Below are 2,984 nucleotides of genomic sequence, written 5' to 3'. Positions count from 1 at the left end.
CCGTGTTGGAAACGCCGATCGTGTATTTGGCTTCAGCGGACGAGACGCCCACCGAAGCCAGGAACGCCGCGCCGGCAAGCAGCGGGACCATTGCCAGATATTTTTTCATTCCAGTCTTCCTCCCATTGATCTCGTTTCAGTTCGAAAAGGGGCTCATTTCACGAAGGGGCGCAGCACGTCGCGGGCCAGCAGAAAGCCGCGCTTGAGGCTTTCATCGCTCCCCTCAAACCGCCGGTCCTCGTGCTCGATGATGATGGGCCCGTCGTAGCCGGCCCGGTAAAGGCCGGAGAAGATCACATTCCAGTCGACATCGCCAAGCCCCGGCATGCGCGGCACTTGCCAGCCCATGCCGGCCGAGAGAATACCGCGTTCGTAAAGTCCATCATGATCGATCATCAGGTCCTTGGCATGAACATGCAGCATGTGCGGACCGAATTCTTTGATGAAGCGGGCCTGGTCGATCATCTGCCAGACCAGATGCGACGGGTCGAAGTTCATACCGACGTCGCCGCCCCACGCCTCGAGGATGCGGCGCCAGATATAAGGCGAATAGGCGATGTTGTGCCCGCCCGGCCACTCGTCATAGCTGAAGATCATCGGGCAGTTCTCAAATGCCAGCTTGACGCCGTTGTCGCGCGCATGGGCGATGATATCGGGCCAGACTGTCAGTGCCTCTTGCCAGTTGGCGTCGATGGTTTTTGCAGCGTCACCGCCGCAGAAGGTGTTGACCAGCGGAACGCCCATATGGCTCGCCAGCACGATCACCTCCTTCAGATGGTCGATGACGGTCTTGCGGTGGGCGGCATCGGGATGCAGCGGATTGGGGTAGAAGCCGAGGCCCGAGATCGACAGCTTGTTTTCCGTCAGTGCGGCCGCGATTTCCTTCGCCTTCGAGGCCGAGGTCGAGGCGGCGTCGATATGGCTGGTGCCGGCATAGCGCCGGGCGGCGCCGGAGGATTTCGGCCAGCAGGCGATCTCCAGCGCCTCGAAGCCGGCAGAACTTGCCCAGTCGGCGACATCGGCGAGGGGGGTATCGGCAAACGGTGCGGTGAGCAGTCCGAGCTTCATATTGCTCTCCCCTGGTCGTGGCGACCTACTATGCCGATTGTGCGGTCCGCTTCAACCGTGCGACTGGTCGGCAATGCGCAAAGCTGTCTGACGAATGCCATCGGATCGTCGCAGAGCAGGCCGTCGAGACCGGCTGTGACAGCCGTGCGGAAATCGTTGATGGCGATCCAGTCCGCCAGGGTATTTCCTGCGGGCCAGCGCCGTCCGGTCGTAAGACGGTTTTTGGACCCGGGGAAGGAACCCGGCTAAGCAGTGCCGGGCCGATTGCCTCGAGAGCTGCGACAGTAGCCTTCACCGGTTCGCCCCTACGACCCATTGCTCCTGGTCGATCAAGGCGCCGGTCATCGGCCCGGAGGCGTCGGAGAGCAGGAAGACGGCGAGGTTCGCCACCTCGTCGGCCGCCAGCAGGCGCCCGAAAGGCTGCGACGCGTTGGCGGCGTCGATCCAGCCCGGGCCGTGCCCGAGCGTCTCGGCCTGCATGATGCGCTCGGCCGGGGTGTCGGTCCAGCCGACATTGATGCCGTTGACGCGGATGCGGTCGAAACGATGCGCATTGGCGGCGTTGCGGGTCAGCGTAGCGAGCGCCCCCTTGGTGGCCGAATAGACGGCGAGTTCGGGCGAACCGCAATGCGCGTTGATCGACAGGACGTTGACGATGGCGCCGCCTTGACCCTGCTTGCGCATCTGCGTGATGGCTGCCTGCATCAGGAAGAACGGTGCCCGCGCATTGACGGCGAACAGCGCCGCCCAGTCGTCGAGGTCGGCATCGAGAAACGAGGCGCGGTTGGTCAGGCCGGCGGCGTTGACCAGCGCGTCGATGCGTCCGAAGCGGCTGATACATTCGTCCACCAGCCGCGCCGGCGCCGTGGTATCAGCCAGATCTGCGGCAACGAATGTGGTTGGCGTGCCTGCCTGGGAGAGCGCCGTCGCCACGTCGTTGCCACGCATGGGCTCGCGGCCGGTGACCAGCAGGCCGCCGGCGCCAGAACGGGCGAGCGTCTCGGCGATCGCCCGGCCAATGCCCTGCGTCGCGCCGGTGACCAGCACCACCTTGCCTTCCAGCCGAAGCTCCATTCCTCCTCCCGGAACAAAGTTTCCATTTTTTCCAGAATAGGGAACGCCAATTCCCGATAGTCAATCTTCAGGAGGGAGTTTTCATGGTCTTACGCAATTGCTGACGGATCCATGCGTGAATGCTTGCGGGGTCGGCATGTGCGTGGCAGCCGCAACGCCTTTATCGGCACCGTGCACCGGCTGGCCATGCGCCTCGACGACCAGATTGCGCTGGTTGCCGGCGCATTGTCCTCGGATCCCGAAAAGTGCCTGACAGGCTTGGTGCTATATCACTGCGGTGACCCTGCCTGCCGCATCGAGGCGACAGCCGACTCGCGCCTGCCGAACTTCGATGCCGCCTTGTCTTGCGTAGTCTATTCGCACCGCGATCGGCGCCGTGAGGGCGCCTCGACGTTGACGCAAGGCACCTGCGCTTGCCGCGTGGACACGGACGGCGCCAAGCGGCGTCGCGGCGGACATGATCGCCGCGCGGCAGGCTTGCACGACCGCAGCTGGCGTACCGGGTTTCGCTTTCAGCGATCCAACAGATCGAAAGGGATACCCGTTGGTGGAGTCACCCTCACCAGGTTTAGAAGGCATGAGGACGGGTGGCAGGACGATCGATTGCCTGGCGGTCTTGGCAGGGGCAGTGGTTGTGGTGACTGCGGCCGGACTACCGGGAGCGGCCTTACCTGCGCCGACCGAAGCTCCAACGTTTGCTCCACTCGCACCGCCGACGCTTGTGCCCGCCCCCACAGATGCGCCTTGCGAACCGGCGCTCACGCCAGCACCGACCCCTACACCGCCGACGCTCGCGCCCGCCCCCACAGATGCGCCTTGCGAACCGGCGCTCGCTCCAGCAC

2 protein-coding genes and 1 pseudogene are annotated in these 2,984 nt (G+C 64.2%); 1 reads left to right on the top strand and 2 read right to left on the bottom strand.

Translation table 11 applies throughout. The features are described from left to right. Positions 1 to 153 precede the first annotated feature (153 nt). A complete protein-coding gene (locus EOA85_RS31340; RefSeq protein WP_127212317.1) occupies positions 154 to 1,068 on the bottom strand; it encodes a sugar phosphate isomerase/epimerase in 915 nt (304 codons plus the stop codon). Positions 1,069 to 1,359: 291 nt separating this feature from the next. Continuing rightward, positions 1,360 to 2,142 carry an SDR family oxidoreductase gene (locus EOA85_RS31335; RefSeq protein WP_127212316.1) on the bottom strand — a complete coding sequence of 261 codons (783 nt, stop codon included), beginning with the start codon at positions 2,140 to 2,142 and terminating at the stop codon, positions 1,360 to 1,362. A gap of 111 nt (positions 2,143 to 2,253) precedes the next feature. On the opposite strand from EOA85_RS31335, the pseudogene EOA85_RS39520 reads away from it, so the two are divergent. Next, positions 2,254 to 2,385: pseudogene (locus EOA85_RS39520) on the top strand (gfo/Idh/MocA family oxidoreductase); the annotation flags it as partial. Between the last annotated feature and the right edge of the window lie 599 nt (positions 2,386 to 2,984).

It is taken from the genome of Mesorhizobium sp. M5C.F.Ca.IN.020.29.1.1 (assembly GCF_003997375.1).
Taxonomy (GTDB): Bacteria; Pseudomonadota; Alphaproteobacteria; order Rhizobiales; family Rhizobiaceae; genus Mesorhizobium; species Mesorhizobium wenxiniae.
This window is presented reverse-complemented; position numbering and strand designations above follow the sequence as displayed.

Bases quoted from the DNA above. Each gene is read 5' to 3' on its own strand.
- EOA85_RS31340 (WP_127212317.1), bottom strand. From the start codon at position 1,068: ATGAAGCTCGGACTGCTCACCGCACCGTTTGCCGATACCCCCCTCGCC.
- EOA85_RS31335 (WP_127212316.1), bottom strand. From the start codon at position 2,142: ATGGAGCTTCGGCTGGAAGGCAAGGTGGTGCTGGTCACCGGCGCGACG.